Source organism: Streptomyces sp. NPDC127117, assembly GCF_042677325.1.
Taxonomy (GTDB): domain Bacteria; phylum Actinomycetota; class Actinomycetes; order Streptomycetales; family Streptomycetaceae; genus Streptomyces.
Map to the genome: position 1 here is coordinate 107,254 of NZ_JBHXTM010000007.1, position 22,777 is coordinate 130,030.

The 22,777-nt window shown below is 67.3% G+C and carries 19 protein-coding genes and 1 pseudogene; 10 read left to right on the top strand and 10 right to left on the bottom strand.

Translation table 11 applies throughout. From position 1 onward, the window contains the following. Positions 1 to 272: 272 nt before the first annotated feature. Positions 273 to 480: pseudogene (locus ACFVH0_RS08960) on the top strand (ISAzo13 family transposase); the annotation flags it as partial. Between the two features lie 281 nt (positions 481 to 761). On the opposite strand, the gene ACFVH0_RS08965 reads toward ACFVH0_RS08960, so the two are convergent. The 4 genes from ACFVH0_RS08965 to ACFVH0_RS08980 all read right to left on the bottom strand — a co-directional run bounded on the left by ACFVH0_RS08965 (position 762) and on the right by ACFVH0_RS08980 (position 5,576). Beyond that, positions 762 to 1,466, bottom strand: a complete 705-nt coding sequence (locus tag ACFVH0_RS08965; protein ID WP_385818910.1) for a hypothetical protein — start codon at positions 1,464 to 1,466, stop codon at positions 762 to 764. Next, complete coding sequence (locus ACFVH0_RS08970; protein ID WP_385818911.1) at positions 1,463 to 1,894, bottom strand: hypothetical protein; 432 nt, start codon at positions 1,892 to 1,894, stop codon at positions 1,463 to 1,465. The genes ACFVH0_RS08965 and ACFVH0_RS08970 overlap by 4 nt, the downstream gene beginning before the upstream one ends. Continuing rightward, positions 1,894 to 4,245 carry a glycoside hydrolase domain-containing protein gene (locus ACFVH0_RS08975; RefSeq protein ID WP_385818912.1) on the bottom strand — a complete coding sequence of 784 codons (2,352 nt, stop codon included), beginning with the start codon at positions 4,243 to 4,245 and terminating at the stop codon, positions 1,894 to 1,896. Before ACFVH0_RS08975 ends, ACFVH0_RS08970 begins: the two co-directional genes overlap by 1 nt. 893 nt (positions 4,246 to 5,138) lie before the next feature. After that, positions 5,139 to 5,576: a hypothetical protein gene (locus ACFVH0_RS08980; RefSeq protein ID WP_385818913.1), complete on the bottom strand. Its 438-nt coding sequence runs from the start codon at positions 5,574 to 5,576 to the stop codon at positions 5,139 to 5,141. A 327-nt stretch (positions 5,577 to 5,903) separates the two neighbouring features. Here ACFVH0_RS08980 and ACFVH0_RS08985 point away from each other — a divergent pair, with 327 nt between their 5' ends. After that, complete coding sequence (locus ACFVH0_RS08985; protein WP_385818914.1) at positions 5,904 to 6,290, top strand: hypothetical protein; 387 nt, start codon at positions 5,904 to 5,906, stop codon at positions 6,288 to 6,290. 305 nt (positions 6,291 to 6,595) lie between these two features. Here the strand turns inward: ACFVH0_RS08985 and ACFVH0_RS08990 are convergent, their stop codons facing one another. Further along, the gene (locus tag ACFVH0_RS08990; protein ID WP_385818915.1) at positions 6,596 to 8,842 is read right to left on the bottom strand and encodes a transglycosylase domain-containing protein; all 2,247 of its coding nucleotides are present in this window, start codon (positions 8,840 to 8,842) and stop codon (positions 6,596 to 6,598) included. Between the two features lie 222 nt (positions 8,843 to 9,064). Between ACFVH0_RS08990 and ACFVH0_RS08995 the strand changes: the two genes are divergently transcribed. From ACFVH0_RS08995 to ACFVH0_RS09015, 5 genes are all read left to right on the top strand, one after another. Continuing rightward, complete coding sequence (locus ACFVH0_RS08995; protein ID WP_385818916.1) at positions 9,065 to 10,036, top strand: SPFH domain-containing protein; 972 nt, start codon at positions 9,065 to 9,067, stop codon at positions 10,034 to 10,036. Further along, a complete protein-coding gene (locus ACFVH0_RS09000) occupies positions 10,033 to 10,281 on the top strand; it encodes a hypothetical protein (protein WP_385818917.1) in 249 nt (82 codons plus the stop codon). The genes ACFVH0_RS08995 and ACFVH0_RS09000 overlap by 4 nt, the downstream gene beginning before the upstream one ends. Before the next feature lie 113 nt (positions 10,282 to 10,394). After that, positions 10,395 to 10,919, top strand: a complete 525-nt coding sequence (locus ACFVH0_RS09005) for a PadR family transcriptional regulator (protein ID WP_385818918.1) — start codon at positions 10,395 to 10,397, stop codon at positions 10,917 to 10,919. Further along, on the top strand, positions 10,916 to 11,602 hold the full coding sequence (locus tag ACFVH0_RS09010) for an ABC transporter ATP-binding protein (protein WP_385818919.1): 687 nt from the start codon (positions 10,916 to 10,918) through the stop codon (positions 11,600 to 11,602). Before ACFVH0_RS09005 ends, ACFVH0_RS09010 begins: the two co-directional genes overlap by 4 nt. Continuing rightward, positions 11,599 to 13,998, top strand: a complete 2,400-nt coding sequence (locus ACFVH0_RS09015) for an FtsX-like permease family protein (protein ID WP_385818920.1) — start codon at positions 11,599 to 11,601, stop codon at positions 13,996 to 13,998. Before ACFVH0_RS09010 ends, ACFVH0_RS09015 begins: the two co-directional genes overlap by 4 nt. Positions 13,999 to 14,048: 50 nt before the next feature. Here ACFVH0_RS09015 and ACFVH0_RS09020 read toward each other — a convergent pair whose 3' ends face one another. After that, on the bottom strand, positions 14,049 to 15,017 hold the full coding sequence (locus tag ACFVH0_RS09020; RefSeq protein ID WP_385818921.1) for a hydrogen peroxide-inducible genes activator: 969 nt from the start codon (positions 15,015 to 15,017) through the stop codon (positions 14,049 to 14,051). Positions 15,018 to 15,148: 131 nt separating this feature from the next. Between ACFVH0_RS09020 and ACFVH0_RS09025 the strand changes: the two genes are divergently transcribed. Together ACFVH0_RS09025 and ACFVH0_RS09030 are read left to right on the top strand one after the other, a co-directional pair. Then, positions 15,149 to 15,703, top strand: coding sequence for a peroxiredoxin (locus tag ACFVH0_RS09025; protein ID WP_259934020.1), 555 nt, complete (start codon positions 15,149 to 15,151; stop codon positions 15,701 to 15,703). Positions 15,704 to 15,715: 12 nt separating this feature from the next. Beyond that, positions 15,716 to 16,249: an alkyl hydroperoxide reductase gene (locus ACFVH0_RS09030; RefSeq protein WP_072483998.1), complete on the top strand. Its 534-nt coding sequence runs from the start codon at positions 15,716 to 15,718 to the stop codon at positions 16,247 to 16,249. 82 nt (positions 16,250 to 16,331) lie between these two features. Here ACFVH0_RS09030 and ACFVH0_RS09035 read toward each other — a convergent pair whose 3' ends face one another. The 4 genes from ACFVH0_RS09035 to ACFVH0_RS09050 form a co-directional block, all read right to left on the bottom strand. Then, on the bottom strand, positions 16,332 to 17,801 hold the full coding sequence (locus ACFVH0_RS09035) for an AI-2E family transporter (RefSeq protein ID WP_385818922.1): 1,470 nt from the start codon (positions 17,799 to 17,801) through the stop codon (positions 16,332 to 16,334). Positions 17,802 to 17,944: 143 nt separating this feature from the next. After that, on the bottom strand, positions 17,945 to 18,649 hold the full coding sequence (locus tag ACFVH0_RS09040) for a transglycosylase SLT domain-containing protein (RefSeq protein WP_376424645.1): 705 nt from the start codon (positions 18,647 to 18,649) through the stop codon (positions 17,945 to 17,947). A gap of 390 nt (positions 18,650 to 19,039) precedes the next feature. Continuing rightward, positions 19,040 to 20,362 (bottom strand): PhoH family protein, encoded by a 1,323-nt coding sequence (locus ACFVH0_RS09045; protein WP_124716654.1) that lies wholly within the window; start codon positions 20,360 to 20,362, stop codon positions 19,040 to 19,042. Positions 20,363 to 20,763: 401 nt separating this feature from the next. After that, a complete protein-coding gene (locus ACFVH0_RS09050; RefSeq protein WP_385819020.1) occupies positions 20,764 to 21,525 on the bottom strand; it encodes an isoprenyl transferase in 762 nt (253 codons plus the stop codon). A gap of 200 nt (positions 21,526 to 21,725) precedes the next feature. Between ACFVH0_RS09050 and mgrA the strand changes: the two genes are divergently transcribed. Further along, a complete protein-coding gene (gene mgrA / locus ACFVH0_RS09055) occupies positions 21,726 to 22,766 on the top strand; it encodes an L-glyceraldehyde 3-phosphate reductase (RefSeq protein ID WP_385818923.1) in 1,041 nt (346 codons plus the stop codon). Positions 22,767 to 22,777 lie beyond the last annotated feature (11 nt).

Below are 22,777 nucleotides of genomic sequence, written 5' to 3' on the forward strand. Positions count from 1 at the left end.
GGGCCCCCGCCCCGGGCCCCCCGCTCCCCCAAGTCCCTTCGGGGGGGCCCCCAATCTTGTGGCGGGGGGCGTAGCTGCCCGGGCCGGATCATCTGCGCCACTGCCATACTCGCGTCGACGGTGACGCGTTAGGGCTCGCAGAGAATCAAGGTGTTGCTTCGCGTGATTCGGCTGGTTGTTGTGCCGCGAGCGCCGCTGATGGGATTCGTGGCCAACCTGCTTTGAGGTTTCGGGTGTTGTTCACACATCTGGGCGAGTGACAGCGGCGGTTGATCACGGAGGCCGAGGCCCTGATTCTGGGGTCCGGCGGAATCCGGGCGGACGCGCGGGTGGCTCCGGTCAGCGAGACGACGGTCCGCAAGAGCATGGACGAGTTGGAGACCGGCGAGGGAACTCTGGGCCGGGTGCGCAGGCCTGGCGATGGTCGGAAGAAGCGCGTGAAACCTTGATCCGAGACTGCGACCCGCACTGCTGGCCCTGGCGGCTGGAGTCCGCCATTGGCAGACCGGTTGCTCATACCGGGGAGACCGAGGCGGACTCGCCAATTTTGATCAGGTACGCCGACAATGTGGTGGCTCTCTGTCACAGCCGTGGCAAGGCCGAGCAGGTCAAGGCTCGGCCTCGCCACGGCTGGCGCCGGGGCTGGTCTTCAACGAGAACAAGGCGCACAGCGCACCTTGATGACGGCTACGACTTCCTGGGGTTCAACGACTGTCAGCGGCTGATCTGCCTCACCACACCGGGCATGCTCTCAGTTGTGTTCAGCGTGTGTTCCTCGCCTTTCGAGAGCGGGAGATCCGGGAGCTGGTGAACGCGTCGATGCTGCCCGCGCCCTTTCCAGGTTGGCTGTCCCAGCTACGGATGCGGTCAGCCAGCGCTTCAAGGCGCCGATCGCCTGGTGGGGTGGCGATGTGGAAGTGGGACTGCTTGAGCGGGTCGAGCTCCCCGCCCCACGCTACGACCTCGCCCACGTCCGCGAGGATGTCCTCCACCACCGTCACCGCCAGCTCGCTCATGCCATTGGCGGCCGTGCCGCCCAGCGGGTAGAGCATGGGTTGAATCGCCACGGCTGTACCGGAAAGGTAGTTCGACTCAAATGCCGCTCCCACCTCGCGGTCGGTGGTGTGTCCGGTCAGCTCTTCGGGCCGGAGCATGTCGATCTCGTAGGCGTAGCGGCGCACCACGTAGAGCAGCACGGTCGCGGCCGGACCCTCCGCGAGCTTCACGGTGAGCCTTTGTGTGCCCTGGACCCGGTGCTCGGTGGCCTCGGCCAGGATGGCCCAGCCGTTCGCGGAAGTCCGTCCGGACCATCTTTTGTCTTCCGGTAGCTCTGTCTGCTTGGCCTTCGGCAGTGGCTTCGGCCGGGCCGCCGCCCGCGCGGGGCTCACGGCGGTGGCGAGAGCTAAACCGGCAGCGGTAGCCGCGCCCGCTCCGAGCAGACTCCTACGGCTGGTTATACCGCTCACGAGGAGACCAACTCCTTTCTGTGGAGGATCGCAGAAGCGATCCGGAAGAGGGCAAGAACAAGAGCGCCGATGGCGAGGACAGCGAGAATGAGGATCGCTGGATTCACCCATGCCGGCACGAGACTGACATGCTCGTTGCACGCATCGGACAACGGGAAGTACGACGTGCCATCCGCACCTGTACGGTCCCGCCACGCCTGGTCGTAGGTGGTGTGGAGGGTGAGCTCACAGGTTTCCTGAACGTCCAGACCGCCCGAGAAGACGCCGAAGCCCCACACCATGGCCGCGAGACTCCCGGAGATCAGAGCGGCACCGAGGAGTGCGACAGGCTGCCTGTGCCACGGTGGAGGCCGCTTCGCGCCACGGCGCAGCATCAGCAGCCCCGCCGGGATAGCCAGGACAAGACCTGTGAAGACGAGGTTGAACATCAGGACTCGGCGCCGACTCTTGCGACGATTGCGTCGGTGAACCCCTGACAGAAGTTCTGCAGCTTGTCGAATCCGCCGATTTCGTTCGACACCGCTATTGGGCTCTTCGCGCCCGCGGCTACGATCAGCACACCGCGCGCGGTATCGAACTTCGGGTGCTGAACCGTCAGATCGTTGTACGCCTGGTCCTTGCAGTCTGCTGCGGTGGAAAAGCGCTTGTTGAAATACTGCGTGAACCGGGTGAGATGGCCGCCACCATTTCCGTAATGCTCCCGCACGATCTGGTTGATCGGGGTTCCGGCAGCGCATGCGCGGGCGATCAGGTAGCCATCGGCATCCTCGATCAGGTCGGTGAATCCGAAGGAAGAGGGCACACCCGGTTTGGCGAGTTTCGCGTCGCAGTACGCCTTGCCGGACGCGTACTTTTCCTCGTCGTTACACCAGTTGGCGTAGAAAGTCATCCAGTCGCCGCCCCATCCAGCGATGTCCCCGCTGTTCACGGACTTGGGGTTCGTGGGCTGGGTGATGAGCAGGTGCCCGTTAGCGGTGGCCATCAGGTGCTCGGCGCCGAGCTCGTAGCCGGAGTTGGGGTCGGTAAACCCTTTCTTCACCGTGTGGCCCTTGCTCTTGGCATAGGCAACCCAGTCCTTGTCATAGGAACCGATCAAGATTTTCCAGTCAACGCCACCGTACTTTGCGTGGCGAACGAACTCCATCACCAACTGGGACGGGCTGCTACTGGTGGAGTGAGAAGCAATATAGTCCTGAGCGGTGCCATATAGCTGGTCAATGTAGACCATGAAGTCCGCCGCAGGCGACGCAACGGCGGTCAGGGAGGACACGCCGGGATCGCTGTCCGGGCGCCACACGTCGTGGTCCAGGTCGATCTTCCCTCCCTCTCCGCCGATCTCGATGCCGCTGATCTCCTTGATCTGGTTCAACGACCAGTTCGCCGGCAGGGGGAAGCCGAGGTTCCCGGAGAAGCCCCAGGACATACCGGAGACGAACGAGTACCGGGCGTAGGTCTTCTCGGTGGCGTTGATGCACACATTCCGCGACCCATACACGCCGTGGATGTACTTCTTGCCCTGGTCCGCGAGGCCGGCCACCACACCGTTGAAGTACTTCACGATGTAGGGGTCCATCTGGTCCTGGGTGGCGTCGTAGTCCACCGCAAAGTAGATTACCGACCCACGCGGAATACCGAACTTGGTCGCCTGATCATGCGCTATCAGAGCGTGCTGGAAACCGGTGGTGTAGTTGTACTCGGTCACGTCCCGGCCATGAACCTGCATAATCGGGAAGAAATTCAGGCCAGCGGCGAGAATGGTCTCGAGCTCGCCGGGCTTGATCTCCTTCTCAAAGTTGGGGTCCGGGCTGTACAGGTACCGGCCGACGATCTCGCAGCGGTTGTTCTTGAGCCACTTGGCGCGGTCGGCGTTGATGACGAACCGAGTGTCAGCGCCGGTCACATCACGGTCGGGGTTGCCCATGGACACAAGCAGCTGGCACCAGGTGTCGTAGTCGCCCTTGCCCGCTTTTTGAGGGAGATACGAGAACTCCTGGAACAGCTTCACGTATTCGGTGATGTTCGAACTGAAGGTGGAGGTGAAGGTGGTACGTACCCCGTCACCGAAAGGCACCGGTTCATTGAACACGCACGCGGCGGTGAACAGGTTCACCATGATGCCAGTCGCACCCTCGGCGAGCGTGTGGTTCTTCAAGGCGGCTTGGGTGCCGGGCCCGAATTGGCCGTTCGGAGAGGCGATGCCCATCTCGTACTGGAGGGCGATCACCAAAGACTTCTGCACATCGCGTGAGTACAGGCCGTCGCACGGGCCTATGTAGTAGGCCGACTTTTCCCAGTAACGGCCGTTGAGCCATTGCTGAATTCCGCGGACCTTCTCCGTACCGCCGGCAATCACGACATAGGCGTCCATCGTGAGCAGGGCCTTGAACACCTTGGCCTGCACCGATCTGTTCCAAGCGTCCTGGCCAGTTTGCCAGATACCCATGTTCTGCTTCATCGATTCAAGCGCGTCGGCATTGAAGGTGTCCCCGGATTCACCCCAGTAGCCCTTGCAGAACAGGCCATAGCGGATGATGTCGCGAATGTTCTTGTTCTGGTCCGCGTCCGATATGCTCTTGTACGCCTCAAGCTTGCTCATGGTCGTCTCCCCGAATGAGGCGACCACGGGACTGATTCCCAGCTCGTGCTGCAGACCCATGATGAACGAGTACATGGTCGACCAGCCGGTCTGCCCATTCTCTGGGCACTTCACGTACCCCGACACCCCGGCATATTTGGCATTGACCCACTTCTGGCCCTCGAGAACCTTCGCATCAGCCACGAACACCCACCCCCTAAACCTTATTCGAATGAATACTCGTACGCCGCGGTCGACAATGGCGAGCGGCCCGACGACCCGGTGACCGTAACTGCTGTGGCCCACGCCGAGCCAGACCGAAGATGGCCAATCTGAACCACCTTGGCCGAAATCAAACCATGGGACTCGGATCTCGATATTCCAGGAATGGACGCCCCGTGGTCATGCAGCACTACTGAAATTGCATATGTGATTTCGGCCCGGTCACGGGCAGTCGTCCGCAGGCAGGCCAGGGCGATCGGGTCGTAGTCCCGCCTGTATTCCTGGACAAATCGAAGTCCGACCAATGCGACCCCAGGTCATAGCCCGCGACGGCCCCCAGGACCAACCAGCCCCTCATCGCACTCGATCGCCCGAGCCAATGGGCACGAACACGCACAAGGCACCTCGGGCGCAATTCGCCAAGCAGGCCTGGCGTGGGTGGACCAATGCCTTCCCGCTCCGAAGCACCGAAACGACCCGTCGCAGAATCCGTCGGACCATCACGAAATTTTGAGGCCGGAGCCCCAAGTGGCGCCGACCGGGTACCGGCGAAGGGGGTCAATCGGGAAGCCGGGCACACCCAAGACGGACTACGAGGCAACGTCGATCCATTCACCAATCAAGAGGAGAGGCTGGGCGCCTGCCAGGACGGCCACTGCGGCTGTATACAGCTGGGGCAGCAGTGAATACTGCCCCCAGCAAGCCGCGCGAATCGCGCACCAAGGCAAGGAAGTGTCACGGATCAGCAGTGCCCCGAGCAGTGATTCAGAACTCGGGAGGGCCCAGAGACACAACCGCCTCGCACACGAGGCAGGCAAACCGAACGAATCACCACTACGCAATAACCCTGGCCATGCTCGGACCTGACGAAAAGACTACGGACACTTCTTGGCCACGTAGAATTTCATCGACCCTGCCACATCAAGTTTCGTTCCACCTTCCGGGTTCTGCGCACACACCCGCCAGTTTGCCAGCGGCCGAGGAGGGACCGACTTCGAGGAATCTCCGATTTTGAATACCTGAAGGCGCTTCGGGTAGTACCCACTCAGCAGAGCCTCGAGGAGGGACTCCTCAACACGTCCCCCGGTGAGATCGGGGGCTTTAGGCACTGAGACGGATACCCCCGGACGAGCAGGGCACCTCTCTGTCACGGGAACGACATATATGTCCACAGCCCGGAACTCAGGAACCTCCTTTTCGAAGCATGCCGAATAATGCTGCACTCGGCCCTCGTATATGTATCTCCCGAGGCTCGTGGCATCCTTCAGGCTGAACCCCTTCCCAGCATCAGCCGTTTCCTTCATGACGGTCATGAGCTCCCTCCCCCCGAGGGAGAAAGTACCTTTTCCGCCATCGCTTGCCGCGCCGACACTGCCCGCATCATGCCCCTCGCCAGGGGCACACGAAACCATCATTACTGCCACCGCAGCGGTAACAGCCAATCTGGCCACAATACGTAATTCACCCATAAATCCCCCGCTCCAGAATAACTGAACAGCAAACCCCGTAAAGGACATCTCCACCGAAACGGGATCCAGTAAGCCCCTCACTAAGCCGTCGCCGCGAAAAGGAACAGTACCTTCCGCGAACACACAATGTTACCATCCGAATGCACAACGATTCGATAGGGAGAATGCCGCATGAGATTACTCGTACGTGCTGCCATCATCGGTACCACGGCCGCAGTGCTCGCCACTACCGCGTCCACGAGCGCCATGGCCGAGGATGCAACCGTTTATTCGGCCGGCCTAGGCGCAAAAGTCAAGTGGGTGGCATATGGGGACCATTTGTACATCACCGATCAGGTAGCGGACGGGAGCTCCGCCGTCGCGACCTACCAGATGGGCTCTGGCACCCAGTACTTCTACTGGAATTCAAAAGGAAAAGGTACTACCCGGCACGTCGACCTCGACGTTCCTGAGAACCGCCTCATAGCGGTCGGAGCCATGTCGGGTGAATGGCAAGGCACACCCACTGGCGGACTGGACTGGAACAGCATTAGCACCACTACTGTCTCGACCTCATAGACGCTGGGAACCAATGAGGTGTTCCTCCATTCAGAAATGGAGATCGAAGGCACCGCAACGCTGGTGGGCAAGGTCCTGGACGACACGGCCCGCGAGCGGATAGTGGGGAGCATTTCGGCCATCTGCTGGACGGTGTGAGCGCCTCGGTCCTGGAGCACGCGCTGTAGCACTGGCACAACGTGGGCAAGGGCCTCGGCGACGAAGTCGCCAAGAAGGTCAACGGCAACTGACCCACAGGAAAGAGGTCAGGGGCGGTGCCGGCCGGCACCGCCCCTGACCCATGTGTTCATCGTCGGCTCAGGCGCTCAGCGCGCGGGTGGAGCGTTGTCGACGATGTTGTTCTCGTTGCCGTCCCCCGGCTTGCCGGCGCCACCGCCGCCCGGCAGCCCCGGGGACTGGCTCGGCGGCGGTACGTCCGGGGACTGGCTCGGCGGCGGTACGTCCGGCGACTGGCTCGGCGGCACGTCGGGCGAGTGGGACTGGCTCTGCGAGGGCTTGTCCGGCGTCTGCGACGGGGTCGTGTCGGTGCTCGCCGACTGCGAGGGCGTCGTCGACGGCGTGGTCGGCACGGTGACCTCGCCGCGCTCGACGTCCTCCAGGTCGAACTGGGCACTGGAGCCGCCGCCCAGCGCACCGAGCGTGTAGTCCGCCCAGATCTGCGCCGGGAAGCCGCCACCGTTGGCCCGGCCGGAGTTGGCCGTGCCGGTCAGGCTGACCTGGGCGCCGCCGGCCGGGGCCTCACCGAAGAGTGCGACGACCGTCGTCAGGTCTGGGGTGTAGGCGGCGAACCAGGCTGACTTGTTGTTCTCCGACGTACCCGTCTTGCCCGCTGCTTCGTACGCCGAGGTATTGGCGGCCTGGCCGGATCCGCTGTCCACGACGCCTGTCAGGACGGAGGTCACGGTGTCGGCGGACTTGCGGCTGATCACCTGGCTGCCGATGCCCTCGACCGGCTCGACCGTCCGCTCACGGTGCTTGGCCGACTTCACGATGAACGGGGTGACCTTCTTGCCGTGGTTGTCGAGCGTGGCGTACGCGCCCGCCATGTCCCAGGTCGAGGCGTTCATGGTGCCGAGCGTGATGGCGGGGCGCTCGGGGAAGTTCTTGTCCGGTACGCCGAGAGCCAGTGCGGTCTTCTTCACCACGGGCGGGCCGACGTCGACGACCATCTGCGCGAAGGCCGAGTTGATCGACGCGTTCATCGCCTTCTGCACGGTGACGTTGCCATAGCTCTGGTTGTCCTCGTTCTCCGGGGCGAACGGGGTGTCGCTGCCCACTACGGGCCGCTTGCTGGTGCCGTCGTAGCGGGTGTTGACGCCGATCAGGTGGCCGTCCTGGGTCTTCGAACCGTTCTCCAGCGCAGAGGCAAGTACCAGCGGCTTGAAGGTGGAAGCAGGCTGGTAGTCCTGGCGGGTGGCGTTGGACCGGTAGTGCTCGACGTAATCCACCCCGCCGTACATCGCGACGACGGCGCCGGTCTTCGGGTCGACGGAGGTGGCGCCCGCCTGGACGGTCGCGTCGACCTTGTTGCTCTTGCGGTCCAGCTTGGACTCCAGCTGGCGGTCGACGGACTGCTCCAGCTGCTTCTGCCGCTTCTTGTCGATGTTGAGCGTGAAGGTCCAGCCGCCGGCCTCCCGCATTCCCGCGGTGATGCCCTGCTTCTCCAGCTCCTGGTTGGCCGCCTCGACGAGGTAGCCGGTCTGGCCCTCCATGCCCTTGGCGGGCTTGGGATTGTCCGGAACCTGGAACTTGAGCTTGTCGCGCTCGGCCTGGTCGAGCCAGTGCATCTCGACCATGTTGTCGAGGGTGTAGGCCCAGCGGTCCTTGACCAGCTTCCTGCCGGTCTCGCTCGCGGTCTGCCAGTCGTACTGGCTGGGGGCCTGGAGCACGGAGGCCAGGTAGGCGCCCTGGGAGACGTTGAGGTCCTTGGCGTCGACCCCGTAGTAGGCCTGCGCGGCGGCCTGGATGCCGCTCGCGCCGCGCCCGTAGTACGCGGTGTTGATGTACCCGGCGAGGATGAATTCCTTGCTCTTCTTGCTGTCGACCTTGAGGGAGATCACCAGCTCCTTGAGCTTCCGGCTGACCGTCGGGTCCTGCGTCAGGTAGTAGTTCTTCACGTACTGCTGGGTGATGGTCGAGCCGCCCTGCTTGCCCTTGCCGCTGAGGGTGTTGAGGATGCCCCGGGTCGTGCCCTTCAGGTCGACGCCCTTGTCGTCGTAGAACGACTTGTTCTCGGCGGCGACGAAGGTGTGCTGCACCTCCAGGGGCACCTCGGCCAGATCCACGATCTGGCGGTTGACCCCCTTGCCGGTCCGGGTCAGCAGCGACCCGTCGCTGTACTGGTAGACGTTGCTCTGCCGCTCGGCCAGGGCGTTGGCCTTCGGGACGTCCACGTACATGTAGAGCGCGACGAAGGCGCCCATGATCAGCAGGCAGAGTCCGAAGAAGGCGCCCAGCATCTTCTTCCAGGTGAAGAGTCTGCGTATGCCGCCGCTCTTCGCGGCCCGCCGCGCTCCGCGCCGCTGGGCTCGTCGCGCATCCGCTCGACCCATCGCTGTGTTGCTCCCGTTTCTCTGCTCGACCAGATCAGCTCAGCCCAGCCAGCTAACACCGTCGGCAAGGACAAAAAGCGAGCGATGCGGTCTTTTACGGACGTGACAATCAGCACCCGTTCCCAAGGGAACCGACTCATGAAGGGCGCCCAAGGTTGCGAACACAGGTAATGTGTAATCACATTGCTAGCACCGAGTCAGTCTTTCGAAACGGGGGATCCCATGTCCGACCACGACATTCCGCACGCCGCGACCACCCTTGCCGCCGACCTCACGCCCGACACGCCGCAGATGCCCGAACCGCAGGTGAGAGAGGTGACGGCGCACAGCATCCCCGGCGGTCTCGGCCTGCTGCTGACCGTGGTCGGTGTGATCGCCGGCATCGGCCTCGCGATCATCGGCGGCGTCGTCGGCTCGAACGGCAACAACGGCCTGGGCATCCCGGTCTGCATCTTCGGGGTGCTGCTCGTCATCGTCTCGTTCTTCTGCATGACGGGTGTGAAGATGGTCGCACCGGGCGAGGCCCGGGTGATCCAGCTCTTCGGCCGGTACGTCGGCACGATCCGCGCCGACGGGCTCCGCTGGATCAACCCGCTCACCAGCAGCCGGAAGATCTCCACCCGGGTCCGCAACCACGAGACCGCGGTCCTGAAGGTCAACGACGCCTACGGCAACCCGATCGAGCTCGCCGCGATCGTCGTCTGGAAGGTCGAGGACACCGCCCAGGCGCTCTTCGAGGTCGACGACTTCCTGGAGTTCGTCGCCACCCAGACCGAGGCGGCCGTCCGGCACATCGCGATCGAGTACCCGTACGACGCCCACGAGGAGGGCGGCCTCTCGCTGCGCGGCAACGCCGAGGAGATCACCGAGAAGCTGGCCGTGGAGCTCACCGCCCGGGTGCAGGCCGCCGGCGTACGGATCATCGAGTCCCGCTTCAGCCACCTCGCGTACGCCCCCGAGATCGCCTCCGCGATGCTCCAGCGCCAGCAGGCCGGCGCGGTGGTCGCGGCCCGGCAGCAGATCGTCGAGGGTGCGGTCGGCATGGTCGAGATGGCGCTCACCCGGATCGCCGAGCAGGACATCGTCGAGCTCGACGCGGAGCGCAAGGCGTCCATGGTCAGCAATCTGATGGTGGTGCTGTGCGGTGACCGAGCGGCGCAGCCGGTCCTGAACACGGGCACTCTTTACCAGTGACCGAACAGACTCCGCCGGCCCGCAGGACCCCGCCGCAGCGCAAGCAGATGCTGCTGCGGCTGGATCCCGCGGTGCACGACGCGCTGGCCCGCTGGGCCTCCGACGAGCTGCGCAGCGCGAACGCCCAGATCGAGTTCCTGCTGCGCAGGGCGCTGGCGGAGGCGGGCCGTCTGCCCGGCTCGGCGGGTCCGATCCGCCGCCGGGGGCGGCCCCCGAAGGACGCTCCGGGCCCGCCCGGAACCTGAGGTCCGGGGTTACGGAGGCCGGGGTTACGGAGGCCGGGGTTACGGAGGCCGGGGTTCCGAGGACGGAGCCCCGGTATACACCGGAGGTATACACGCCGTGTACAGTGCTCGGCATGTCAATCGGTCACACCCTGCTCGGACTCCTGGAGTCCGGCCCCCGCCACGGCTACGACCTCAAGCGGACGTTCGACGAGAAGTTCGGTCACGACCGCCCCCTGCACTACGGACAGGTCTACTCGACCATGTCCCGGCTGCTCAAGAACGGCCTCGTCGAGGTCGACGGCGTCGAGAGCGGCGGCGGCCCGGAACGCAAGCGGTACGCCATCACCGAGGCCGGGATCACCGATGTCAGCTCCTGGCTCGCGCAGCCGGAGAAGCCCGAGCCGTACCTCCAGTCGACGCTCTACACCAAGGTCGTCCTGGCCCTGCTCACCGGCCGCAGCGCCGAGGCCCTGCTGGACACCCAGCGCACCGAGCACCTGCGCCTGATGCGGATACTCACCGACCGCAAGCGCAAGGGCGACCTCGCAGATCAGCTGATCTGCGACCACGCCCTCTTCCACCTCGAAGCCGATCTGCGCTGGCTGGAACTGACCGCCGCCCGGCTCGACCGGCTCGCCGCGGAGGTGGCCGCGTGATCCCCGACGGCTCCCTGCTCAGCGCCGACGGCCTGCACAAGGCGTACGGCCGGACGCCCGCGCTCGACGGCGCGTCGTTCTCCATCCACCCCGGTGAGGTCGTCGCCGTGATGGGCCCCTCCGGCTCCGGCAAGTCGACCCTGCTGCACTGCCTCGCCGGCATCGTCACTCCCGACCGGGGCACGATCACCTACGCGGGCCGTGAGCTCTCCGCGATGTCGGACGCCGAACGCAGCGCCCTGCGCCGTACCGAGTTCGGCTTCGTCTTCCAGTTCGGCCAGCTCGTCCCGGAGCTGACCTGCGTGGAGAACGTCGCCCTGCCGATCCGGCTCAACGGCGCCAAGCGCAAGGATGCCGAGCGCACCGCCCGCCACTGGCTGGAGCGCCTGGAGGTCGAGGCCGTGGGCGCCAAGCGTCCCGGCGAGGTCTCCGGCGGGCAGGGGCAGCGCGTCGCCGTGGCCCGCGCGCTGGCCGCCTCGCCCAAGGTGATCTTCGCCGACGAGCCGACCGGCGCCCTGGACTCCCTCAACGGCGAACGGGTCATGGAGCTGCTCACCGAGGCGGCCCGGTCGGCCAATGTCGCCGTGGTCCTGGTGACCCACGAGGCCCGGGTCGCCGCGTACTCCGACCGTGACGTCACCGTCCGAGACGGCCGGACCCGCGACCTGGAGCACACCGTATGACCCTGCTCGACCGCAAGAGCGCACCGGCCGCCGCCCCGCCGGGGCCCACCCCGCCCACCGGCATCGCCGCCTGGTTCCGCGACCTCGGCCTCGGCATCCGGCTCGCCGCCGGCGGCGGACGCGAGGGCTGGATCCGCACCGCACTGACCGCCGTCGGCGTCGGCCTCGGGGTGGCACTGCTGCTGACCGCCGCCTCCGTACCGCATCTGCTGGAGGAGCGTTCCGCGCGCGACCAGGCCCGCGTCGAGAGCCGCATCCCCGGCGGACCCGACGCACAGGCCGAGAAGTCCGACACCTCGGTACTCCGGATCAGCAGGGAGACCGAGTACCACGGCCGCGCCGTCAGCGGCTATCTGATGCGCGCGGACGGCACGCACCCGGTCGTCCCGCCGGGCGTCGCACGCTTCCCCGGCGCCGACGAGATGGCGGTCTCCCCCGCGCTGAAGAAGCTGCTGGACTCCCCGGAGGGGCGTCTCCTCAAGGAGCGGGTGCCGTACCGGATCACCGGCACGATCGCCGACTCCGGCCTGGTCTCGCCCGGGGACCTGCTCTTCTACGCGGGCAGCGACACCCTGACGTCCGCCGACGGCGGTCACCGGATCGCCGCCTACGGCAACCCGGACGGCGGCAAGGAGATGCCGCCCGTCCTCATCGTGCTGATCATCATGATCTGCGTGGTGCTGCTGGTGCCGGTCGCGATCTTCATCGCGACGGCGGTGCGGTTCGGCGGCGACCGCCGCGACCGCCGCCTCGCCGCACTGCGCCTGGTCGGCACGGACATCCGGATGACCCGCCGGATCGCGGCCGGCGAGGCCCTGTTCGGGGCGGTCCTCGGCCTGCTGATCGGTGGGGCGCTCTTCCTGGTGGGGCGTGGCTTCGTCGGTCACATCGAGATCTGGAACGTGAGCGTCTTCCCGTCCGACCTGGTGCCCTCCGCCGGGCTGACGGCACTGGTCGTCGTCTCCGTTCCGGCGGCTGCGGTGCTGGTCACGCTGGCCGCCCTGCGCTCGGTGGTGATCGAGCCCCTCGGCGTCGTACGGGGCGGCCGCAACCGCAGGCGCCGGTTCTGGTGGCGGCTGCTGATGCCGGTCGCGGGTCTGGTGGTGCTCCTGCTGAGCGACAAGGTCGAGCCGTACGCCCCGGTCAACCCGTACCCGATCGCGGGCGGTGCCGTGCTGGTCCTGGTCGGGCTCGCGCTGCTGCTGCCCTGGCTGGTCGAGGCGTGCGTGAACCGGCTGCACGGCGGTCCGGTGCCCTGGCAGCTGGCCACCCGCAGGCTCCAGCTGAGCAGCAGCGCGGCCTCCCGCGCGGTCAGCGGAATCACCGTCGCGGTCGCGGGCGCGGTGGCGCTGCAGATGCTGTTCGCCGCGGTGGGCGACGAGTTCAACAGGTTGACCGGGCAGGACCCTTCGCGGGCCCAGTTCTACACGTTCTCCGAGAAGGTCGACCCGGAGGCGGCCACCCGGACCATCCAGGAGTTCAAGGCCACCAAGGGAGTGACGGCCGTCATCGGCAAGGTCGAGGTGTACGTCACCCGGCCCGGCAAGTACACCGAGGAAGAGGTCCAGCCGACGACCAGCCTCATCGTCGGCGACTGCGGAACCCTGCGCGAACTGGCCCGGATCGGCTCCTGCACGGATGGCGACACCTTTGTGGTCCACCCCAGGAACGACAAGGAGATGTCCGACTGGGTGGACCGGACGGCCCGCAAGGGCAAGGAGGTCGAGATCGACCCGGGCGCCGGGCGGAAACCGATGCGGTGGACGCTGCCCGCCGACTCCCGGACGGTCGTCGCCCGCCACGATCCGCTGGGCGAGGACTCCTGGGGCATCATGGCCACCACCGGCGCGGTCGACCCGAGCACGCTGCCGGGCGCGACGACCCAGACGCAGATCCGGGTCGACGAGAGCGTCGAGGACGTCGCGGAGTACGTACGGAACACCGCGGCCCGGATCGACCCCGGGATGCGGGTGGCGTCCCTCAAGTCGGTGGCCCGTGACGAGAAGTACGCCAGCGTGCAGCGCGGCCTCCAGGTCGGTGCGACCGCGACGCTGCTGCTGATCGCCGCCGCGATGGTGGTCTCGCAGCTGGAGCAGCTGCGCGAACGCAGGCGGCTGCTGTCGGTGCTGGTCGCCTTCGGCACCCGGCGGTCCACCCTCGCCTGGTCGGTGCTCTGGCAGACCGCCGTGCCGGTGGTCATCGGGCTGATGGTGGCCGTGGCGGGCGGACTCGGTCTGGGTACGGCGCTGATCGCCATGCTCGGCAAGAAGGTCACCGACTGGTGGCTGTTCCTGCCGATGACCGGCGCGGGCGCGGCGCTGATCCTGCTGGTCACGCTGGTGTCGCTGCCGCCGTTGTGGCGCATGATGCGCCCGGACGGCCTGCGCACGGAGTGACGGGGACGAAGAGGCTCTGAAGGGGTGCGGTCCTGCGGGACCGCGCCCCTTCAGTCGTTCTGCCGGCCGTCCGTCACCCGTACCGGCAGCACCCGCATCGCCTCCCGCAGCGCCGCCGCGAACTCCTCGAACTCCTCGTGCCGCGCCGCCCCGGTCCGCATCCCCAGCGCCACCCGCCTCGACGGTGCCGGCTCCGCGAAGTACCCGGTGGCCAGCGCCTCGTTGCGGCCGGTCTCCACCGTCACCGCGGTGCGCGGCAGCAGCGTCACCCCGAGCCCGCCGGCGACCAGCTGGACCAGTGTGGAGAGCCCGGCCGCGGTCGTGGTGACCGGCGCGCCCTCGGTGCGTCCCGCCTCCCGGCAGATGTCCAGGGCCTGGTCGCGCAGGCAGTGCCCCTCGTCGAGCAGCAGCAGCGGCAGCTCGCGCAGCGCCTCGCGCGGGATGTCGGCGCGCCCGCCCAGCCAGTGGTCCTGCTCCATCACCAGCACGAAGTCCTCGTCGAAGAGCGGGAGTTCGGTGACCCCCGGCACCCCGAGCGGCACGGCGAGCAGCAGCAGATCGAGCCTTCCCGCGGCCAGCCCCTCCAGCAGCGAGGAGGTCTGCTCCTCGTGCACCTGGAGGTCGAGCTCCGGGTAGCGCTCGTGGACCAGCCGCAGCACCGTCGGCAGCAGATACGGGGCGACGGTCGGGATCACGCCGAGCCTGAGCACCCCGGTGAACGGCGCCCGGACCGCCTCGGCCTCCTCCATCAGCTCACCGACGGCCTCCAGCACCGCCCGCGCCCGCACCGCGAGCCGCTCCCCGGCCGGCGAGAGCAGCACCTTGCGCGTCGTACGCTCGATGAGCTGGACACCCAGTGCCTCCTCCAGGGTCGACACGGCCCCGGACAGCGCCGGCTGACTCATCCCGATTGCTGCCGCCGCGTCCCTGAAGTGGAGATATTCGGCGACGGCCACGAAGGCGCGAAGCTGCGACAGGCTGGGTTGTTTGGGGCGACTGCCCTGATTGCCCTGAGCCACTGATAGGCACCTCCGATCATCACGGCCGAGTGTAGCTATTTCCGTGATCAATGCACTCTGTGCCAAGGTGGACTCCGTCCAACCCTCAGGAAATCCCCCATAAGGGAATTCCTACGCTACAAGGAGAGCGCGTGCTCACTGTCGGTGACAAGTTCCCCGAGTTCGACCTGACTGCTTGTGTCTCGCTGGAGAGCGGCAAGGAGTTCGAGCAGATCAACCACAAGACCTACGAGGGCAAGTGGAAGATCGTCTTCGCGTGGCCGAAGGACTTCACCTTCGTGTGCCCCACCGAGATCGCCGCCTTCGGCAAGCTGAACGAAGAGTTCGCCGACCGTGACGCCCAGATCCTCGGCTTCTCCGGCGACTCCGAGTTCGTGCACCACGCCTGGCGCAAGGACCACCCGGACCTGACCGACCTGCCGTTCCCGATGATGGCCGACTCGAAGCACGAGCTCATGCGTGACCTCGGCATCGAGGGCGAGGACGGCTTCGCCCAGCGCGCCGTCTTCATCGTCGACCAGAACAACGAGATCCAGTTCACGATGGTGACCGCCGGTTCCGTGGGCCGTAACCCCAAGGAGGTCCTGCGGGTCCTGGACGCCCTGCAGACCGACGAGCTGTGCCCGTGCAACTGGACCAAGGGCGAGAACACCCTCGACCCGGTCGCGCTCCTCTCGGGCGAGTGAGCTGACAGCGACATGGCACTCGACGAACTGAAGGCCGCCGTTCCGGACTTCGCCAAGGACCTGAAGCTGAACCTCGGCTCGGTCATCGGCAACAGCGAGCTCCCGCAGCAGCAGCTGTGGGGCACCGTCCTCGCCTGCGCGATCGCCTCGCGCTCGCCGAAGGTGCTGCGCGAGCTGGAGCCGGAGGCGAAGGCCAATCTCTCCGCGGAGGCGTACACCGCCGCGAAGTCGGCCGCCGCCATCATGGCGATGAACAACGTCTTCTACCGGACCCGGCACCTGCTGTCGGACCCCGAGTACGGGACGCTCCGTGCGGGTCTGCGGATGAACGTCATCGGCAAGCCCGGCGTGGAGAAGATCGACTTCGAGCTGTGGTCGCTCGCCGTCTCCGCGATCAACGGCTGCGGCCAGTGCCTGGACTCCCACGAGCAGGTGCTGCGCAAGGCGGGCGTGGACCGTGAGACCATTCAGGAAGCCGTCAAGATCGCCTCGGTGATCCAGGCGGTCGGCGTGACCCTCGATGCCGAGGCCGTGCTCGCCGAGTAGGACCAGCAGTACCCCCTGTACGAGAAGGGCCCCGTGGACGACCGACCGTCCCCGGGGTCCTTCTCCCTTTGTGCCCGTGGCCCTAGGAGGAGCCGGCCTTCGTACCGCCGCCGTCCTCGCCGTCGCCGTGGTCGCCGTTCTCGGGCGGCGAGCCCGGCGCCGGGGTCGGAGCGACGTCGACCGCGGTCGCCCCGCGCGGGGGCGGCGCGTATCTCAGGGCCTGTTCCTGCCCGTACGTGCGCAGATAGCCGACCACCGTGTTGGTGACCGCGACCAGCGGCACCGCGACGACCGCACCGCCGATGCCCGCGATCATGCCGCCCGCGGCGACCGAGAGGACGACGGCGAGCGGATGCACCCGCACCGCGCGTCCCAGGATGAACGGCTGGAGCACATGGCCCTCGATCTGCTGCACGGCGAGGACCACCGCCAGCACCATCAGGGCGGTGAACACGCCCTGAGTGACCAGCGCCACGACCACCGCCAGCGCCCCGGAGATCACGGCACCGACCAGCGGGATGAAGGCGAAGAGGAAGATGAAGACGGCCAGCGGCACCGCCATCGGCACATCGAGGAAGAAGATCCCGAGCCCGATGAAGATCGCGTCGATCAGCGCCACTATGACGGTGCCGCGCACATAGGCGGTCAGCGTCCGCCAGGCGCGCGGACCGGCGCCCGCGACCCCCGGCCGGGCCTGGGCCGGCACCAGCTTCAGCACCCAGTGCCAGATGCGCCTTCCGTCGTACAGCAGGAAGAGCGTCGAGAACATCGCCAGCAGTATCCCGGTGAGGACCTCCACCATCACGGTGACGCCCTCCAGTCCGGCGGAGGTGATCTGCTCGGTGTTGGTGCCGATGGTGTCGCTGAGGTTCTTCGCGATGTCGTTGATCTGCTGCTCGGTGACATGGAAGGGGCTGTCGAGCAGCCAGCGCTTCAACTCCTCGATACCGTCCCGCACCTTGTCGGAGAGGGTGTCGATGTTGTCCATGACCTGCCAGACCACGAACCAGCCGACCAGGCCCATGATGACGAAGCCCAGGATCGCCGTGACGGCGGTGGCCAGGCCGCGCGGCAGCCCGTAGCCGCGCAGCCGCGCGACGGTCGGCTGGAGCATCGCGGTGACGAGCAGCGCGGCGACGAACGCCAGCACCACCAGCTGTACGGCGCTGATGACCCGCATCAGCACCCAGAGGGTGCCCGCCAGGACCAGCAGCCGCCAGCCCGCCTCGGCCGCGACGCGCATCCCCCAGGGGATCGCCGCGACCGGATCGGGCCGCGCGGCGACGGAGGGGGCGTACGAGGGCGGCGGCGGCACATGGTCGGCCGGGGCACCGCGCCGCTCGCCCGCGTCCCGCACGGCTCCGGCCGGAACGTCCGCGGCGGCCGTGGCGGAGGCGGGCACGTCCGCGGCCGGCCCGGCGTCACCGGACCCCGGCAGCCCGGCCGGCCCGGTTCCGTGGCCGACGGCCTCGTCCCTGCGCTGCTCCAGCCGGTCGCCCAGCTCGGTCAGTTCGGCGCCCAGCCGGCCGAGCCACCCCGGAAGTTTCGACATGATCGTTCCTCTTCCCCCGTCTTCTCTCCCCACCGCTCCCCCACTGGACGGTTCGGACCGACCGTACACGCGCGAAGCCCCCCACCGTAGGACGGCGGGGGGCTCTGCGCGAGAGGAACGCGAACCTCGGGAGGTGCCGGGTTCTAGTACCAGTGGTTGGCCTGCCAGAAGGACCAGGCACCGCACGGGCTGCCGTAGCGGCTGTCCATGTAGTTGAGGCCCCACTTGATCTGGGTGGCCGGGTTGGTCTGCCAGTCGGCACCGGCGGACGCCATCTTGGAACCGGGCAGCGCCTGGACGAGGCCGTAGGCACCGGAAGACGGGTTGCTCGCCCGGTAGTTCCAGGTCGACTCGTGGTTCACGATGTTGCTGAAGCACTGGAACTGGTCGCCAGGAACCATCTGACGCGCCATCGCCTGGACCTCGGCGACGGTGTACGAGCTCTGCGTGGCGAAGGCGGAGGCGCTGCGGACGGAGGAGCGGCTCGCGCGCTCGGCGCGGTCCTTCTTCTCCTGGCGCTCCTTCTCCAGCCTGTCCTCGGCCGCCGCCTTCTTCGACTTGGCGTCCTTGGCGGCCTGGATGCGGGCCGCTTCCTCCACGGACTTCTTCGCGGCAGCATCGGCCGCGGAGGCCTGGGCATCGGCCTGCTGCGTCAGCGAGGCGGTCTGCACCTGGGCCTGCTGGCCCGCGGGGATGTCTGCGAGCAGCGTGGTGTCGGCTGCGGTCGCCTCGAAGTTGTTGTCGTCGACAGCAGGGGTGCTGCCCGATGCAACGCCTACGACGGCGCCAACGGTGGTCACGGCAGTGGCAGATGCCACGGCGAACCCCCGGACCGAGATCCGGCTCACACGGTGTCCTTCCAGCATCGCCCGCTTAGGTGACCTCGCGGACGCAATCGTGCCCCTGGCGCTGGCCTCCCTACTGCTTGGGTCACGGGAGGCACGGGCCCGGTGGGCGACTCCCCGGAGGGAGCGCCGCGTGGTGCTCGCGGGCGGCATACGGACGGCGTTTGTTGAGTTGTGTGGTGCGTGGCACCTCTGGAGGTGCGGGTGTGCCGTATGCGGGGCCTGACGGAAGCAAGACTCTGCCGGAACGGCACACCGGGAAGCAATTCTCTGTTGCGTGTGAAAGCTCACACCTCGTTTGGAGCAAGTGATTTACGGAAATGGTGCCGCAGCACAGTGCCGCCCGGCTAAGCTGCTTCGCTCGCCGGGCGGCACCAACTGTCGTATCCCGTATCAGATCTGGCCTTCCTCCAGCATTTCGGTCACCAGTGCGGCGATCTGCGAGCGCTCGGAGCGGGTGAGGGTGACATGCGCGAAGAGCGGATGGCCCTTCAGCTTCTCGACCACGGCGACGACTCCGTCGTACCGGCCGACCCTGAGGTTGTCCCGCTGCGCCACGTCATGCGTGAGCACCACCCGGGAATTCGCCCCGATCCGGGACAACACGGTCAGCAGTACGTTCCGTTCGAGCGACTGTGCCTCGTCGACGATCACGAAGGCATCGTGCAGCGAGCGGCCCCGGATGTGGGTGAGCGGCAGGATCTCCAGCATCCCGCGCCCCAGCACCTCCTCGATGATCTCGCGCCCGGCCACCGCCGAGAGCGTGTCGAAGACGGCCTGAGCCCAGGGGCTCATCTTCTCGGCCTCGGTGCCGGGGAGGTAGCCCAGTTCCTGCCCGCCGACCGCGTACAGCGGGCGGAAGACCATCACCTTCTGGTGCTGTCTGCGCTCCAGGACGGCTTCGAGGCCGGCGCAGAGCGCCAGCGCCGACTTGCCGGTGCCGGCCCGGCCGCCCAGCGACACGATGCCGACGTCCTGGTCGAGGAGCAGATCGAGGGCGATGCGCTGCTCGGCGCTGCGGCCGTGGATGCCGAAGGCCTCCCGGTCGCCGCGGACCAGACGCACATTGCCCTCGGCGGTGACCCGGCCGAGCGCCTTGCCGCGCTCGGACTGGAGGACCAGTCCGGTGTGCACGGGCAGTTCGGCGGCCTCGGGGACGTACAGCGTCTCCTCTCCGTAGAGCAGGTCGACCTGCTCGCCGGAGAGCGGGACCTCCGACATGCCGGTCCAGCCGGAGTCGGTGATGGCGAGTTCGGCGCGGTACTCCTCCGCGAGGAGGCCGACCGAGGACGCCTTGATGCGCAGGGGCAGATCCTTGGAGACGACGGTGACGTCGTACCCCTCGGCCTGGAGATTGCGCGCGACCGCGAGAATCCGTGAGTCGTTGTCCCCCAACCGGTAGCCGGCTGGCAGTACGCCGGGGTCGGAATGGTTGAGTTCGACGCGCAGCGTCCCGCCCAGATCCCCGAGCGGGATCGGGGCGTCCAGCCGGCCGTAGCGGACCCGGAAGTCGTCCAGCAGGCGCAGGGCCTGCCGGGCGAAGTAGCCGAGCTCCGGATGGTGCCGTTTGGCCTCCAGTTCCGTGACCACGACGATCGGGAGCACCACTTCGTGCTCGTCGAACCGGGCCATGGCGTTGGGATCGGCCAGCAGGACGCTGGTGTCGAGAACATAGGTGCGCCTGTCGGGCATGCGGCGCTTTGTGCTGGTCACCACGGAAGGACGTACCCCCTCGGACGAGGTTGGGGTGCGACGGTGTCGCGGAGCATCCCAATGGGAGAGGACGGGCCGGGTTCGGGCCCCGAAGCACGGGCCGGGTACCGGCCCTCCGCGTCGGCCGCGTTGTTCGTACGGTCCTTCGTGTGCAAAGGGCCTCCCGGGCGAGCGGACTCCATGCCGCTCACTTGGACACGACGTCCGCCTGGTTTTTGACCGGACGTCGACCTGTCAGGGGTATTCCCTCGAACACGCGAAGCCATGCCGCCCGGGGCGGGCGGGGTGAGCTGGGATTTGTGCCCCGGGGCACGTGGGTTCGGGCGTGCCACCCGTCCGGTTCGGTCCTCGAACGCCGGACGGGCCGGGAGCGGTCGCCGGACGGACCGCGCGCCTGCGGGGAGTCAGCCGCCGTAGCGGCGGCCGCGGGCCGCGTAGTCGCGCAGTGCGCGCAGGAAGTCGACCTTGCGGAAGGCCGGCCAGAAGACTTCGCAGAAGTAGTACTCGGAGTGCGCCGTCTGCCAGAGCATGAAGCCGGACAGCCGCTGCTCGCCGCTGGTGCGGATGACGAGGTCAGGGTCGGGCTGGCCCCGGGTGTAGAGGTGCTCGGAGATCATGTCGGTGGAGACGATCTCCGCCAGGTCCTCGAACGAGGTCCCCTTGGCGGAGTGGTCCAGCAGCAGCGAGCGGACCGCGTCGGCGATCTCCTGTCGGCCGCCGTAGCCGACGGCGACGTTGACCAGTATCCCGTCGATACCGACCGTGGCCTGCTCGGCCTCCTTGAGCACCGTCTGGGTGTGGGCGGGCAGCAGGTCGAGCGTGCCGACGTGGTGGACCCGCCAGCGGCCGTCCGCCGCGAGGTCGCGCACGGTGTTCTCGATGATCCCGAGGAGCGGCTTCAGCTCGGACTCGGGCCGGTCGAAATTGTCCGTGGAGAGCAGCCAGAGCGTGACGACTTCCACATCCGTCTCACTGCACCAGCCGAGAAGTTCCTTGATCTTGTCCGCGCCGGCCTGGTGCCCCTGCGCGGCCGTGCCGCCGGACGCCTTCGCCCAGCGCCGGTTGCCGTCGAGGATGACACCGATGTGCTTGGGCACCTGGGTGTGGTCGAGGCGGGCCTCCACCCGGCGCGCGTAGAGCCCGTACACCAGGTCGCGCAAGTTCACTGAGTTCACCTCTCGGTTCCGTGCGGGCCCGCCCGCCCCTTTGCCCGGGGTCCGGGGTCGTCCCCCTGGGGATCGCCGCACAGGTCCACAGAGTCCGTCGCCCCGCCGTGCCGTGGCAGTCCCCGAAGCCGCCACATTACTGCGCAGGCGGCTTACCGGCCCAACCCGGCCTGTCACAAGTCCGTGATAAGGAGAGAAACGTGACTGATTCTCCTCTCTACTACCAGGCCGACCCTTCGCGCTACGACTCGATGGAGTACCGCCGCACCGGCCGCAGCGGCCTCAAGCTCCCCGCCGTCTCCCTCGGCCTCTGGCACAACTTCGGCGACGACCGCACGCTGGACTCCCAGCGGGCGATCCTGCGCCGCGCCTTCGATCTCGGTGTGACCCACTTCGATCTGGCCAACAACTACGGGCCGCCGCCCGGCTCCGCCGAGCTCAATTTCGGCAAGCTCTTCCGCCAGGACTTCGCCCCGTACCGGGACGAGCTGATCATCTCCACCAAGGCCGGTTACGAGATGCACCCCGGCCCGTACGGCGAATGGGGCTCCCGCAAGTATCTGCTGTCGTCGCTCGACGCCTCGCTGAAGCGGATGAGGCTGGACTACGTCGACATCTTCTACTCCCACCGCTTCGACCCGGAGACCCCGCTGGAGGAGACGATGGGGGCGCTGGCCTCCGCCGTCCGGCAGGGCAAGGCGCTGTACGTGGGGGTGTCCTCGTACAACGCGGAGCAGACCGCCGAGGCGGCCGGGCTGCTGCGGGATATGGGCGTACCGGCGCTGATCCACCAGCCGTCCTACTCGATGATCAACCGCTGGATCGAGGACGACGACCTGCTCGACACCCTGGAGACAGCCGGCATGGGCTGCATCTCCTTCGTGCCGCTCGCCCAGGGCCTGCTCACCGGGAAGTACCTGACGGGCATCCCGGAGGGTTCCCGCGCCACCCAGGGCAAGTCCCTGGATCCCGGTCTGCTCTCGGACGAGGTGGTGCGCCGGCTGAACGGGCTGAACGACATCGCCCGCCGGCGCGGTCAGTCGCTCGCCCAGCTGGCGCTCTCCTGGGTGCTGCGCGACAGCCGGATGACGTCCGCGCTGATCGGCGCGTCGAGCGTGAAGCAGCTGGAGGAGAACGTCGCGGCGCTCGCCGGACCGCCGCTGTCCGCCGAGGAGTTGAAGGAGATCGACGTCTTCGCCGTGGACACCGCGGGCACCAACATCTGGGCCGGGCGGAGCTGACGCACGGGCGG